At 64.7% G+C, this 14112-nt stretch carries 9 protein-coding genes and 3 pseudogenes; 8 read left to right on the forward strand and 4 right to left on the reverse strand.

Features of this window, described 5'->3' with window-relative positions:
* The first annotated feature begins 67 nt into the window (after positions 1 to 67).
* From DRB87_RS11880 to DRB87_RS11915, 8 genes and pseudogenes are all read left to right on the forward strand, one after another.
* Positions 68 to 1447: an amino acid permease gene (locus DRB87_RS11880; protein ID WP_130026043.1), complete on the forward strand. Its 1380-nt coding sequence runs from the start codon at positions 68 to 70 to the stop codon at positions 1445 to 1447.
* 46 nt (positions 1448 to 1493) lie between these two features.
* Positions 1494 to 2677 (forward strand): annotated as a pseudogene (gene hutI / locus DRB87_RS11885) (imidazolonepropionase).
* A 26-nt stretch (positions 2678 to 2703) separates the two neighbouring features.
* Entirely contained in the window at positions 2704 to 3666 is a 963-nt protein-coding gene (gene hutG / locus DRB87_RS11890; protein WP_130026044.1) for a formimidoylglutamase, read from the forward strand.
* Positions 3667 to 4234: 568 nt separating this feature from the next.
* A complete protein-coding gene (locus tag DRB87_RS11895) occupies positions 4235 to 5197 on the forward strand; it encodes a LysR family transcriptional regulator (RefSeq protein WP_130026045.1) in 963 nt (320 codons plus the stop codon).
* Between the two features lie 111 nt (positions 5198 to 5308).
* Positions 5309 to 6313, forward strand: a complete 1005-nt coding sequence (locus DRB87_RS11900) for an ABC transporter substrate-binding protein (protein ID WP_130026046.1) — start codon at positions 5309 to 5311, stop codon at positions 6311 to 6313.
* A 70-nt stretch (positions 6314 to 6383) separates the two neighbouring features.
* Entirely contained in the window at positions 6384 to 7151 is a 768-nt protein-coding gene (locus DRB87_RS11905; protein ID WP_370363084.1) for an ABC transporter permease, read from the forward strand.
* A 71-nt stretch (positions 7152 to 7222) separates the two neighbouring features.
* Positions 7223 to 7989, forward strand: a pseudogene (locus DRB87_RS11910) (ABC transporter ATP-binding protein).
* A gap of 30 nt (positions 7990 to 8019) precedes the next feature.
* Positions 8020 to 9348 (forward strand): FAD-binding oxidoreductase, encoded by a 1329-nt coding sequence (locus DRB87_RS11915; protein ID WP_130026047.1) that lies wholly within the window; start codon positions 8020 to 8022, stop codon positions 9346 to 9348.
* Between the two features lie 25 nt (positions 9349 to 9373).
* On the opposite strand, the pseudogene DRB87_RS11920 reads toward DRB87_RS11915, so the two are convergent.
* The 4 genes and pseudogenes from DRB87_RS11920 to DRB87_RS11935 form a co-directional block, all read right to left on the reverse strand.
* Positions 9374 to 10770 (reverse strand): annotated as a pseudogene (locus DRB87_RS11920) (amino acid permease).
* Between the two features lie 30 nt (positions 10771 to 10800).
* Positions 10801 to 11865 (reverse strand): porin, encoded by a 1065-nt coding sequence (locus DRB87_RS11925; RefSeq protein ID WP_165385293.1) that lies wholly within the window; start codon positions 11863 to 11865, stop codon positions 10801 to 10803.
* 296 nt (positions 11866 to 12161) lie between these two features.
* A complete protein-coding gene (locus DRB87_RS11930) occupies positions 12162 to 12965 on the reverse strand; it encodes a dihydrodipicolinate synthase family protein (RefSeq protein ID WP_240755955.1) in 804 nt (267 codons plus the stop codon).
* Between the two features lie 245 nt (positions 12966 to 13210).
* Positions 13211 to 14098 (reverse strand): alpha/beta hydrolase, encoded by an 888-nt coding sequence (locus DRB87_RS11935; RefSeq protein ID WP_240755956.1) that lies wholly within the window; start codon positions 14096 to 14098, stop codon positions 13211 to 13213.
* Between the last annotated feature and the right edge of the window lie 14 nt (positions 14099 to 14112).

Below are 14112 nucleotides of genomic sequence, written 5' to 3' on the forward strand. Positions count from 1 at the left end.
CCTGTCCCCCCGCATCCCCTTGCCGCCCGCGATCGCGGGCTGGCTCATCACGCATTCAGGAGACAGCTTGAAAAACCTGCAACGCAATCTGAGCGCGCGGCACATCCGCTTTCTGGCGCTCGGCTCCGCCATCGGCACGGGCCTGTTCTACGGCTCGGCGTCCGCCATCCAACTGGCCGGTCCGGCCGTCATCCTGGCCTATGTTCTGGGCGGCGCCGCCGTGTACATGGTGATGCGCGCGCTGGGCGAGATGGTCGTGCGCCAGCCCGTCTCCGGCTCGTTCGGCCGCTATGCGAGCGACAACCTTGGCCCCCTGGCGGGGTTTCTCACGGGCTGGACCTACATTCTGGAGATGGTCATCGTCTGTCTCGCGGACGTGACCGCGTTCGGCATCTATATGGGCTTCTGGTTCCCGGACGTGCCGCAATGGATCTGGGTGCTTGGCATCGTGATGCTGATCTGCGGGCTCAACCTGTGCAACGTGAAGGTGTACGGGGAGATGGAATTCTGGCTGGCGCTGGTGAAGATTCTCGCCATCGTCGCGATGATCGTGGGGGGCGGTGTGATTCTGTTCGCGGGCGTGCAACTCCATAGCGAGCATGCCCCTGCGGTAAGCAATCTCTGGTCGCACGGCGGTTTCCTGCCCAATGGCTGGGGCGGACTCGTGGCGTCGCTGGCCGTGGTGATGTTCGCCTACGGCGGGATCGAGATCATCGGCATTACCGGCGGGGAGGCCAAGAATCCGGAAACCGTGATCCCGCGCGCCATCAACGCCGTGCCGATGCGCATTCTGCTGTTCTACGTGTTGACGATGTGTGTGCTCATGGCGATCTTCCCGTGGACCGGCATTGGCAGCCAGGGCAGTCCGTTCGTGCAGATCTTTTCGGGGCTGGGCATCAAGTCCGCCGCCGCCGTCCTCAATGTGATCGTGATTTCCGCCGCCATCTCGGCCATCAACAGCAACATTTTCGGCGCGGGCCGCATGATGTTCGGCATGGCCGAACACGGTCAGGCGCCGGCCGCGTTTTCGGCGACGTCGCGTCATGGCGTGCCGTGGGTCACGGTGCTGGTGATGACGGCCGCGCTGCTCGGCGGCGTGGTGCTCAACTACCTGATCCCGGAAGGCGTGTTCCTGATCATTGCTTCGATTGCCACGTTTGCCACCGTGTGGGTTTGGCTGATGATCCTGCTCTCGCAGGTGGCGATGCGCCGTCGCCTGTCTGCCACGGAAGTCGCCGCGCTCAAGTTCAAGGTGCCGCTGTGGCCGGTCGGTCCGGCGCTGGCCATCGCGTTCATGCTGTTCGTGATCGGGGTGCTGGGCTATATGGAGGACACCCGTGTTGCGTTGTATGTCGGTGCCGGCTGGATCGTGCTGATGTCGGTGGCCTATCAGTTCGGCGTGAAACCCAAGGAAGCGCAGGTGCGCGGCCCAATGAGCCTGGAATGAGCCTCTCATGAAACGTACCTACTGGAAGCACTGCCGCGTCGCCACGATGCGCGACGGCCGATACCACGCCATCGACGACGCCGCGATCGTCACGCATGGCAAGCACATCGAGTGGATTGGCGCGCGCAGCGAGCGCCCGGCCTCTAGCGTGGACACGGATGCGTGCATCGATCTGCAAGGCGCGTGGGTCACGCCCGGCCTGATCGATTGCCACACGCATCTGGTGTTTGGCGGCAACCGCAGTCTCGAATTCGAGCAGCGGCTGCAGGGGGTGAGCTATGCGGACATCTCTGCGGCTGGCGGCGGCATCAAGCACACGGTGCGGCACACGCGCGACGCCACCGAAGATGCGCTCTTCGAATCGGCGCGCAAGCGGCTGCTTGCGCTCATGCGCGACGGCGTCACCACGGTCGAGATCAAGTCCGGTTACGGTCTCGATCTGAACAGCGAGCGCAAGATGTTGCGGGTGGCGCGGCGGCTGGGCGAGGCGTTGCCTGTCACGGTGAAAACCACGTGTCTGGCGGCGCACACGGTGCCGTCGGAGTTCGCTGGAAAGGCCGACGAGTATGTGAATTACGTGTGCAGCGACATCCTGCCGGCACTCGCCGAGGAAGGTCTGGTCGACGCGGTCGATGCGTTCTGCGAGACGATTGCCTTCTCGCCGTCGCAAGTCATGCGCGTGCTGCTGCGTGCGCAGAAGCTGAAGCTGCCCGTGAAGCTGCACGCCGAGCAGCTCTCCCCGCTCGGGGAGCGAGCCTCGCGGCGGAACTGGGCGCGCTCTCAGCCGATCATCTGGAATACATGAGCGCCGACGACGCCGCCGCGATGGGGCGTGCCGGCACGGTGGCCGTGTTGCTGCCGGGTGCGTTCCACATGTTGCAGGAGACGCGGCGTCCGCCGGTGGATTTGCTTCGCCGCCACGGTGTCGACATTGCGGTGGCATCGGATCTGAACCCGGGCACTTCGCCGGCGTTGTCGCTGCGGCTGATGCTGAACATGGCATGTACGCTTTTCGGTCTCACGCCGGAGGAAGCGCTGGCGGGTGTCACACGCAATGCGGCCAAAGCCCTGGGCATGCTTGGCACGCACGGCACGCTGGAAGCCGGGAAGATAGCGGACTTTGTGGCGTGGGAAATCGACCGGCCGGCGGAACTCGCCTATTGGCTGGGCGGCGAGTTGCCCTCAAGGACCGTGCGCCACGGCGAATGGCGCGACCTCGCCACGGTTTGATCCCACTGAGCACACAGGAGACTTTCATGGCAATGCAACTGCAACCGGTCCCCGGCGATCCTCCGGTCTGGCGCGGTCGCACGGATATCGGCGAGCGTGGCGACACGCGCCGGCTGTTCAACGTCGTGCGCGAGATCGATTTGCGCACTGAAGCCGCGGCCGGCGGGGCGCCTGTGCTGCTCGGCTTTGCCTGCGATGCGGGCGTCAAACGCAATCAGGGGCGGGTTGGTGCCGCGCAGGGGCCACGAGCGATCCGGCAAGCGCTGGCGAACCTGCCGGCGCACGAGATCGCGTGCCTGTTTGACGCGGGCAATATCACGTGTGACGGCGATGACCTGGAGACGGCTCAAACGGCACTGGCCGTCGCGGTCCACCGCCAGCTAGATGCGGGCGCGCAACCGGTGATTCTCGGCGGCGGCCATGAAATTGCGTGGGGCACGTGGCAAGGACTGCGCGCGCATCTCGACACCCATGAAGACCGCTCGCGCGTGCTGATCCTGAATCTCGACGCCCACTTCGACTTGCGCACGGCACGGCCGGGCACGTCGGGCACACCGTTCGATCAGATCGCGCAGGCCTGCGAGGCGGCCGGACTTCCGTTCGACTACGCCTGCCTGGGCGTGAGCCGGTTGAGCAATACGGCATCGCTGTTCGAACGTGCCCGTGCGCTGAAGGTGACGTACGTGGAAGACACCGAGATGCAAGACCGGCATCTGGACGCCCGCCTCACACAGATCGATGCACTGATCGCAGGCGTCTCGCACGTCTATCTGACGATCGATCTCGATGTGCTTCCGGCACCGGTCATGCCGGGCGTATCCGCACCCGCCGCGTATGGCGTGCCGATATCCGTCGTCGAAGCCATCGTCTCGCACGTGCGCCGCTCGGGCAAGCTGCGCGTGGCCGACCTCGCCGAGTACAACCCGCGCTTCGACCCACAAGGCGCAGGGGCTCGCGTCGCCGCCCGCCTCGCTTATCGTCTGCTGTAACAACTCATTTGCCATATCCGGGGCGCCGTCGTGCGCCCCACTTTCTCTTTCCCCAATCCACGTGCTTCGTGCACTTCACGCGCCCCACTTGCACGACCCGCCTCACCCGCTTCTATCGTCTACTGTCAGACGGACCGGGGCCCCTTTCCGCCTCTCAGACATAAACCCAACTCGCTGCAGAAAGGGGCCCCGGTCCATCTCTCTCAACGCCCTTAACCCCTCCCCCCCTTTATCCCTTCCCCTTTATCCCTTCCCCTTTTATCCCTTCCCCTTTTATCCCTTCATTTACCCTCTCGCCCCCAACGCCTCCACGGATACCTCCCCCTCCGTCTCAAACTTCCAGCCTCCAGCCTCCAGCCTCCAGCCACCGAGACGAACGTCACCTCTTCCTCTTCACGTCTTCCTATTCCCACGCCCTAATAGAAAGTATTAGTTTTTCTTATTTTGGTTTTGGTTTGCGCCCCTCAAAACCTACAATTCTTAAAAATTCTTATACAGATTCATCGCGACTCGACAGGATGGCCATTTTCGCCCTCTTGTACGCGCCGCAAGACCTGGAGACACGCGGATGAAAAAGCGCGCAGACCTCGACGTCAGATCGCTACGGATCTTCGAGGCCGTCGCGTCGGCAGGTAGTCTCTCTGCCGCCGCCGACACCCTGGGCGTCACCCAATCCGCCATCTCCCAAGCCATCGCGCAAATCGAACAGACCGTCGGCACGCGCGTGCTCGATCGCTCACGCCGCCCACTCAAGCTCACCCCCGCCGGACTCGCACTCTCACGTCACGCTCGCCAGATCGTGGACGACATGGACCGGCTCATCGCACAGGTGCAAGACGCCGACGTCGCCAGCCGCGCCGCCGTACGCGTGGGCATGATCGATTCGTTCGCCGCGACGGTCGGCCCATCCATCGTGCGGCAGATGTCAGACAGCACCAGCGAGCTATTACTCTGGTCAGGCCTCGCCAATGGCCACGCGCAAGCGTTGCTCGCCCGTCAACTCGATCTGATCGTGACGAGCGACCCGATGCACGACATGGAGCGTCTCGTGCGCCGCCCTATCTTCACGGAACCGTTCATCGTCGTCGTGCCCAAGGCCCGCGAGGCCGATTTGGCGCAAGCCGATCTGAGTGAGCTGATCCGCACGTTGCCCTTGATTCGCTTTTCCGGCCGCTCGCACTTCGGTGCCGTGATCGAACGGCACTTGCGCCGCACCGGCCATTCGCCCCGCATGCATCTCGAGATCGATACGTCGGATGTCGTGATGTCGATGGTCGCCGCCGACCTGGGCTTCACGATTGCCACGCCGCTGTGCCTGTTGCAGGGACGCGCGTCGCTGCCGCAGGTGGCCGCACTGCCACTGCCGGGCCCGACCCTGTCTCGCACGATCTATCAGGTATCGCGCGAGGGCGAAGTGTCGGAGATGGCCTCGCAGTGTTTTCTCGCCAGCCGAATGGCCCTCGCGCAGGAAGCCTTTCCGGAACTGCGCCGCGTCATGCCCTGGCTGGGGGAACGGCTGGCGCTTTGCTGAGCCCGGCCAACGAATGCCAGCCACTGCCCCGGGCGCCGGGCCAGCTGAATCTCACCTGAAGTGCGCCCGTCGTTCAACGCGAATAACACATAACCTTCCAAGGAGACACGCATGAACCTGTCACGACGCAATTTTCTCCACACCAGTGCCGCCCTGTCGGCTGCCGCTGCCGCGGGCGCTCTGTCCCTGCCGGGTCTCGCCCGCGCCGCAGACGCTATCCCCGTTCAGTACGGCGGCTCGGCATGGCTTGGACACTACCCGGCTTACCTCGCGATGAAGTCGGGGGCGCTGGCCAGCGCCGGCATCGATCAGCAATGGCAGTCTTTCGGCACCTCGTCGGCCCGCATGAGCGCTGTGCTCTCCGGCGGGATCGATATCGCCTGCACCGGCATCGTGTCGGCGCTCGCGCTGATGGCGCGGGGCTCCAAGCACTTCTCGATTGTCGCAGTACCGGAGAGTTTCGGCCGCGTGGAGGGGCTGTTCGTGCGTGAAGGCGTGAATTCGCTGCAGGACCTCAAGGGCAAGAAGCTGGGTGTCACGTTTGCATCGAGCGCGCACCTGCTGGTGCTCGATCTGCTGGGCAACGCCGGTCTGTCGAACGACGTCACGGTGCTCAACGTGCCCGCCCCTGAGTTGCCCGGCGCGATTCAATCGGGCCAGATCGATGCCGCCGCCGCGTGGACGCCGCAGTTCAATCGCATCCGCGCGATGTCCGGCATGAAGCTGCTGGCCGACGACACGCAGTTCTCGCTCTACAAGAAGTACCACGTCACGCCGGGCCCTGACGTGCTCATCGTGCGCAATGCCTGGGCCGAGAAGAACGCCGACGCGGTTCGCAAGTACCTCAAGGTGTATTTCGATACCTGTCAGATGCTGCACGACAAGCCGGACGACGCCGCGCGCTCGCTGATCGCGCTGACCGGCATGTCGGCGCTCGATCAGCTCGAGACGATCAAGGGCGCGGAGTGGTACGGCCTCGCGCAGCAAACGCAACTGCTCAAGTCGCCCGGCAGCTATGTCGACGGCCTGCAACGTCTGGCGGAAATGCTCGTCACGTATAAGCAGATCGACAAGGCGCCGGCCGTGCGCCAGTGGATCAACACGTCGTATCTGTAAGCCCCGCGGCTGGATCAGTGCGCCGGTGCCGGTCTATCGCGGTATCGGCGCGCGCTCGAGGAGTCTGATTGTGAATCATCGTCAACCGTCCCGCGCCACGTTGCTGGGGGTGGGATTTGTGTCCGTCGTCGTGTTCCTTCTCGCATGGGAAACGGCTTGCCGCACCGGGATCGTCGATCCTCTGTTCCTGCCACCGCCGTCGGCCGTCGGGGAACGCATCGTTTCGATGCTGTCGGACGGCACGCTGCTCGCCAACGTGCTCGCCTCGACGCGCCGCGTGATGACCGGCTTCATCGCCGCGACCGCCGTGGCCATTCCGCTGGGCATCGTGCTCGGCACGTCGAGCTACGCTCGTGCAGCGTTCGACCCGATTCTGTCGTTCTTGCGACCGCTGCCGTCAATGAGCTGGATTCCGCTCTCCCTGTTGTGGTTCGGCATCTCGGAGACGCAGAAGTACAGCATCGTGTTCATGGGAACGTTCGCCCCGGCGCTCGTCTACGTTATCGAAGCCACGCGCAATGTCGACCCACTGCTCATTCGCGCCGCGAAGAATCTGGGGGCGAGCAACGCCCAAGTGATGCGTGAAGTGATCCTGCCCGCGAGTCTGCCGCAGATTATTAGCGGGATGAAGATCATTCTCGGCCTGTCGTGGACGTGCGTGATCTCCGCCGAGCTGGTCGCTGCGCGCGAGGGCTTGGGCTTTCTCATCATGAACGGCAAGGAGTTCTTCCAGACGGAAGTCGTCGTGCTCGGCATGGTGATGATCAGTGTCACCGTGCTGGTGACGGATATCGTATTTCGCGCCATCGAGCGCAAGGTGTTGAGGTGGCAGGCATGAACGATCGAATCGATTCCCACATGGGGGCTGCGCACGCGAGTGGTGCCGCGTCTGCAAGCCGCGCCGAAACCATGATCGCCATCGATGGCGTGTCGAAGCGTTACGGCGATTTTCAGGCACTCGAGCGTGTGGACATGAATATTGCACGCGGCGAGTTTGTGGTGTTGCTCGGGCATCGGGCTGCGGCAAGTCGACGCTGCTGAACCTCATCACGGGCTTCGATGCCCCGACCACCGGCCGCATCCGCGTGAACGGCCGCGAGGTCAAGGGCATCGACCCGCATTGCGGCATGGTTTTCCAGCAGTACGCGCTGTTCCCGTGGCTGAGCGTGCTCGATAACGTGGCGTTCGGCCTGAAGATGAAGGGCCTCGACAAGGCGTCCCGCTACGCCACGGCACGACGCTACATCGACATGGTTGGCCTGAGGGGCTTCGAGGATCGGTATCCGAAGGCGCTCTCGGGCGGCATGCGTCAACGTGTGTCGATCGCCCGCGTGCTCGCGAATGACCCGGACGTGATTCTGCTCGACGAGCCGTTTGCCGCACTCGATGCGATGACGCGTCAGGTGTTGCAGGAAGAGTTGCTCCAGATCTATCAGAAGAGCGGCAAGACCATCGTCTTCATCACGCACTCCATCGACGAAGCCCTGATGCTGTCGACGCGCATGGTGATCATGAGCGCGCGACCGGGGCGCGTGGCCTGCGACCTGCCGAACGATCTACCGATGCCGCGCGACGCCCAGGTTCAGCTCTCGCCGCGCTACAACGAACTCAAGTCGCAAATCTGGAACACCGTGCAGACCGAAGTGATGCGCAGCCTGGAAAGCCAGGCTGCATAACGTTCGGTGAGCCCCCGTCCTTCTATCGTCATGCCCAATCAAGTCAATCCCTCCCGCCGCGCGCGGGACACTTTCCCTGCGTATCAGGCGGGGGCCGGCTGGAACGCCCTGCTGCCGGCGCGCACGGTGCACACGCACCCGCCCGTCGCCCGCAGCTTCGACGTCATCGTCATTGGTGCGGGGTTCACCGGACTGGCCGCCGCACGGCGCGTAGCGGAATTGCGTCCTGAGGCGTCGGTGCTCGTGATCGACGCCACCACGGTCGGCAATGGTTCCGCAGGCCGTAATTCAGGCTTTCTCATCAACCTGCCGCACAACACCGGCATGGGCGGGCACGGCAGTCCCGTGGAAGTCGCGCGCAAGCAGATCCGGCTCTATGACATCGGCCTGAGGTGGCTGCATGAACTCGTCACCACGCATGGCATCGATTGCGACTGGAACCCGGTCGGCAAGTACCACGCGGCCGCCACGCCCGATGGTGAGCAGCGCCTGCGCGCCACGCTCGCGCAATATCGCGAATGGGGGGTGACTTACCGGGAACTGTCGCGCGATGCCCTGCAAAGCGAGATCGGCACCGACTATTACGGCTACGGCTATCACTCGGAGAACAATGTCTTCGTACAGCCTGCCGCGCTCGTGCGCGGTCTGGCCGATAGCCTGCCCGCCAACGTCCGGCTGTGGGAAAACGAGCCTGTCCTGTCGCTCGACGGCACCGGACCCTTTACTGTGACGACGGCGCGCACGCAACTGCACGCCGCGCAAGTCATCGTGGCGAACAACGGGTTTGCACGCAAGCTTGGGCTGGCCCGCGACCGCGTCTTCACGATCTACACTTACGCGGCCATGACCGACGCGCTGGCGGCCGAAGAGTTGGCCAAGCTCGGCCCCGCGCGCGAATGGGGCGTGATTCCGGCCAATCGTCTCGGCACGACGCTGCGCAAGACCCACGGCGGCCGGTTTGTCGTGCGGAGCGCCTATTCGTACGAGAAGGAACGTCCGATGGCCGAGGTGCGCGCCATGCTCACGGACGCGTATCGACGCCGCTATCCTCAGCTGGACTCGCACAAGTTCGCGTTTGTCTGGGGCGGTGTGACGGCGCTCACCCGCAACGGTGCGCTCTACTTCGGCGAGATCCGCAAGGGCCTGTTCGCCTCGCTCGGCTGCAACGGCGCGGGGGTGCTCAAGGGCAGCATGTTCGGCAAGCTGCTCGGCGAGATGGCCTGCGGCCGGCAGTCGCCCGAACTGGCCGATGCGCTGGGGTTCGAGCGGCCGACGTGGCTGCCGCCCGAGCCGATCCGACGCGTGGCGATCCTGTCGGCGATTCACTATCAGAAGCATCGCGCCGGAAGGGAGCGATAGGCCGACACGCAACGGCGAGCGCGGCTTATTGCGTCTGCGCCGCCGCCACGTTCGCATGCCGGCGATACCAGACCGCATAGATCACTGACAACGCCACGACAAACGGAACGCCGTAGACCAGCGTCAGGCGGAATTCGTCGGTGAAATAGGTGGTCACGAGTGTCGCCAGCATGAGCAGCGCGCCCGCCAGACTCGCATACGGATAGCCCCACATGCGAAAGCTCAGCGACGCTGCCTCGTGCGCACGGCGGAAGTACAGGTGCGTGACGAAGATCATCAGCCACGTGAACATCGCACCGAACATCGACACGGACATCATCAGCGTGAACGACGCCCGCGGCACGAACACGTTGAGCGCGACCGCCAGCCCGATGCCGATGGTCGAGAGCATGAGCGCCGCGACCGGTACGCCGTTACGACTCACCTCGCCGAACCGGCGCGGCGCGTACCCTGCCCGCGACAGGCTGAACATCATGCGCGTGGTGATGTAGAGCTGACTGTTCATCGCGGAGAGCGCGGCCACCAGAATCACCAGGTTGATCACCCCCGCCGCGCCCGGGATATGCGTCGCGGCCATCACCTTGACGAACGGACTGCCGTCTTCACCCGCCGCGCTCCACGGCACGATGGCAAGCGTCAACGCGAGCGTGAGCAGATAGAAGAACACCAGACGGAACATCGTCGCCCGGAAGGCGCGCGTGATCGCCCGCTGCGGATCCTGCGCCTCGCCAGCGGCCACGGCAATCATCTCGATGCTCAGGTAGCTGAAGATCGACACGATCACGGCGACCCACATCCCCCATCCCCCTTCGGGAAAAATCCGCCGTGCGACGTGTAGTTGGCCAACCCGATGCCGCTGTCCACCGGCGCCCGAAACACCACATAGGCCCCGAGCATCAGGAACACGACAATGGCCGCGATCTTGAGCATCGAAAATCCGTACTCGACCGCACCGAACACCTTCACGCTCGCCGCATTGATGCCGATCAGGCCCGCCGAGAAGCCGACGATCCAGTACCAGCCGGGCACTGTCGGGAACCAGTACTTCATGTAGACGGCAATGGCCGTGACCTCGGTGCCGACCGCGAACACGATCGACGACCAGTAGCCGTAACGCACGAGAAACCCCGCCAGCGGCCCGATGTAGTGCTCGGCATAGGCGCCGAATGACCCGGACGTCGGGTGCGCCACGGTCATCTCCGCCAGACACCCCATCAGCAACAGCGCGATCAAGCCGCCGATCGCATAGCTCACCAGCACGCTCGGCCCGGCAAAGCCAATGGCGAACGCACTGCCCAGAAAGAGGCCGGTGCCAATCGCACCGCCAATGGCAATCATCGACAATTGCCCACTGCTCAGGCCGCGATGCAGCCCCTTTTCTCGCTCGACAATGCTGTCGAAGCTCGCTTGTGTCGTCTTCAATTTCGTCTCCTGTGAGTCGGATGGTGCTGTTCAAAAGCTGTGTTCGATGCCGAAGCCGATGCCCCGGTAGTGCGCGCCCGGCGGTGCGCTTGCGCCGTTCGCGCCGAGCGTCGGACGCGGCGAGACGCCGTAGCGGCCCCAAGCGCGATTGATGACCTGGTAGTACGCGACGTACACGTCCGTGCGCCGTGAAAAGTCGTAGCGATAGCCAAGATTGAGCTGCGTCGCGCCAAGCCCGTCGGTACTGCACGATGCACCGCCCGTGCGTGAACACGCGCCGTTCGTCGCATAGCCGCCGCCGAGCCAGACCGAGTGACGGCCACCGCCAAACCAGTGCTGGACCATGGCGTAGAACGCATCGCGCCGGTAGCGGTTGAGATTGCCGACAGTGCCGTCGTCCGTGTGGTAAGTGAGCCGATCCCAGCCCGCGACCCACTTGGTTTGCGCGTAGGTGAAGACGACAAGCACCTTGTGCGCGTCGTCGCGCGACCCCGTGGCGTGCGATCCGACATTGGACGGATTGGCGGACGACGGCGCGCCGAGCCATGCCAGCCCGAAGTAGTCCTTGTGCAGCGCGTACGCGTAACGCACGCGCAGCGGGCCGTTCAGATACTCCAGTCCGGCCCCGAACATATGTGGCGAGATCTCGCCCGCCGGCGTGACGACCTTGCTGTTCGACGGCGAGTACGAGAACCGCAGTTGCAACCCGGCCCACGTCGGTGTCCAGTACTGAAGACTGTTGCCCTGCCGCCGGTTGAACGTGGCATCGACCGCACTGCCCACCCGCCCCGATTGCGTCGTCGTGTTCGGCACGTTGAATCCGGGATTGCTCAGGATCGTGCTCAGGTCGCCGGTGTATGGATTGCGCACCGGCGAGCCGACCGCGAGCGTCGACCATTGATACGGCGTGTCCCAGTTGCCCAGAAACGCCGTACCGAACGGCCCGCTCAGGCCCACATTCGTATTGCGTCCCGCGATCGTGCCGGTGGATTTTCCGTCGAGCGCGACAGGTGTCTCGATCTGCCAGATCGCGGCATACCCGTCGCCAAGATCTTCCTTGCCGCGCAGGCCGAAGTACGAAATGCTCGACAGCATGCGCGCACCGCTCGCCGTCGGCGCATTGATGGCCCCGACGGCGCCTGGGTCGGACGCGGCGCAGACGCGCTCGCCTGACGCCCGCTCACACTGACCCAATCGGTCATCGGCGTGAGGTGGCCGTAGACCTGCACCTGAGCGTGCGACACCTCGCAAGCGCCCGGACCCAGCGCCAACGCAAGGCTCCATGCCGCCGCCAGCCTCGTGCCCACCCGCGTCGTCAGGTGCCGCGTGGTCCCGACACACCGCCAGCCACGACGTGCCCCTCGATACCGTAACGTGCCGCGCATGTCCGCTTACCCTGCCAACGTGAAACCGCAAGCGGACAACCGCGCGTGCAGCCGTACGTGTTGGTCGCTCGTCAGTTGCGTAAGCGGCGCGCGCACTCGCGCCCACGCCGGATCGTCACGCTGCGAGGCCAGCACCGCCTTGAGCGCCGGAATCATCGGGAACGACTGCACGATGCCGCGAACGACGTCAGCCTGTGCCTGAAGCGCTGCGCCGGCATCGTCCGCCCACTCGCGACACAAGCGCCCGATCATCGGCGCATTGATGTTGACCGTCGCGGAAATGCAGCCTTTCGCGCCCTTGGCCGACGCGCGCGACACCAGCGACTCAGATGCCGGGAAGATGCCGAAGCCGGGGAAGGCGTCGAGCATCGCACTCAGGTGAGTCCAGTCACCCGAGCTGTCCTTGATGCCAACCACGGTCTGCGGGAAGTCGCGCCTGAGCCGCTCGATCACCGGCAGCGTGATGGGCACGCCCGAGAGCGCCGGGATGTGATAGAGGTACAGCCGCAAACGTGCATCGTTCACCTGATCGATCACGCGGGCGTAGTAGTCGTACACGCCATCGTCGGTGACACCTTTGTAGAAAAACGGCGGCAGCATGAGCACCCCCGCGCATCCTCGCTCGATCGCATGACGCGTGAGCGTGACGGTCTCGGGCAACGAACAGCAGCCGGTGCCGGGCAGCATGCGCCGCACGTCAAGGCCGTTGTCGACCAGATGATCGAGCAACGCCATGCGCTCGCGGGCGTCGAGAGAATTCGCTTCGCTGTTCGTACCAAACGGGGCCAGGCCCACGTCGTGCGAGAGCAACCATTCGCAATGCGCGAGAAAACGGGGGCATCCGGCGTCATATCCGCCTGAAACGGCGTGACGACGGGCGCAAACGCCCCGGTCAATTCGTGATCGACCATGACAGTTCCTTGAGGGAGGGAGAGATGAACGGCGCTGCCTGCGCCGAGAGCCGCCTGTTCGCTGCTGACCCGCCGCTGATTCGATCAACGGTTCGAGGGCTCAACGGCGCAATGGCTCACCGGCGCAGGCAGGCGCGGACCGCATCAGGGCGATGGGTCGATGTCGTGCAGGAAGTGCAGGATTTCGCGACCGAGCGACTCGTCGCCGGAATCGAGATGCGCAACCACCGACGTATGGTTGTGGTCGCGCACCTGTAGCCAGCGCGGCGCGCGGGCGTCGCGCTTGGCCAACCGATGACAGAACTCAAGCGCGTAGGTGTCGAGATGGGGATTTTCGAACTCCGCCACGACGGTCATCACGGGCACCGGCATCGCTTCGGCATGCGCCATCGGCGCGTCGGCCTCGTGGCGTGCAGGCGCGTCGCCGTAATACGCCACCACACCGGGGGCATTCGGATTGTCGGGCAGCACGTCCGCACGCAGTCGCGCGCTGATGAGCACGGTCCCCGCCACCTCGGGCTGCGCCGGCCGCACCCGCGGATCGCACAGATAGCTGGCCACGTGCGAGCCGCCGGCCGAATGACCGATCAACAGCATGCGCCTTACGTCGGCCCCACCCTCGCCCGCATACTCGCCGATATGTTCGCGCACCCAGCGCACCGCGGCGCCCACGTCCTGCGCGCCGCCCGGGAACGGCGCCTCGGGCGCGAGCCGATACTCCACGTTGACCGCCACGCAACCGTGACGCGCGAAGTATCGGGGCACGTTGCCGTAGATCTGCGCATTGGCGTTCATGTCGCCGCGAACGAATCCGCCGCCATGCACGAAGATGACGACCGGCGCGGGCTCGCGCAAACGCGACGCCGGCCGATAGACGTCAAGCCGATGCCGCGCATGCGGGCCATAGGCCAGATCACGCACGACGGTGTACGCGTCGGTCGACGCCTGCGCGAGCAGCGGCGTGTAGGTCTCCAGCACGAGGCGCCGTCCGGCAGCGATATCGTCGGCCCAGCGCGGCCCGAGCGCGCGCATGCGCGCTCGGGCTC

Source organism: Pandoraea sp. XY-2, from assembly GCF_004193915.1.
Taxonomy (GTDB): domain Bacteria; phylum Pseudomonadota; class Gammaproteobacteria; order Burkholderiales; family Burkholderiaceae; genus Pandoraea; species Pandoraea cepalis.